Annotated in this window: 1 protein-coding gene; it reads right to left on the bottom strand. The window is 64.9% G+C overall.

The window, feature by feature from the left end; all coding sequences use genetic code 11:
* Positions 1-521, bottom strand: a 521-nt coding sequence (locus ASJ79_RS25610; RefSeq protein ID WP_231751040.1) for a toprim domain-containing protein, incomplete at both ends; no start/stop codon positions are given.

Raw genomic sequence — 521 nt, 5'->3', positions numbered from 1 at the left:
CGGCCGGCTTCGAGCAGTCCGTCGCGCTCCCGGTCGGAGTACGCGAACTCCGGGTCGGCGCGCTGCCACTTCAACTTGTACAGCGGCGGCTGCGCCAGGAAGATATGGCCGTTCTCCACAAGCGGTTTCATGAACCGGAACAACAGGGTCAGCAGCAGCGTGGAGATGTGCTGACCGTCGACGTCGGCGTCGGCCATCAACACGATCTTGTGGTAGCGCAGCTTGGCGATGTCGAACTCGTCGTGAATCCCGGTGCCCAGCGCGGTGATGATCGCCTGCACCTCGGTGTTCTTCAGCACCCGGTCGATACGGGCCTTCTCGACGTTGATGATCTTGCCGCGCAGCGGCAGGATCGCCTGGAACATCGAGTCACGGCCGCTCTTGGCCGAGCCGCCCGCCGAATCGCCCTCCACCACATACAGTTCCGACTTGCTCGGATCGGTGGAGCGGCAGTCGGCGAGCTTGCCGGGCAGCCCACCGATGTCGGTGGCGCTCTTACGGCGCACCAGCTCACGCGCCTT

Source organism: Mycobacterium sp. NAZ190054 (assembly GCF_001545925.1).
Taxonomy (GTDB): domain Bacteria; phylum Actinomycetota; class Actinomycetes; order Mycobacteriales; family Mycobacteriaceae; genus Mycobacterium.
Note: the sequence above shows the minus strand (reverse complement) of the source record. Positions and strands in the feature narration are given on the sequence as shown.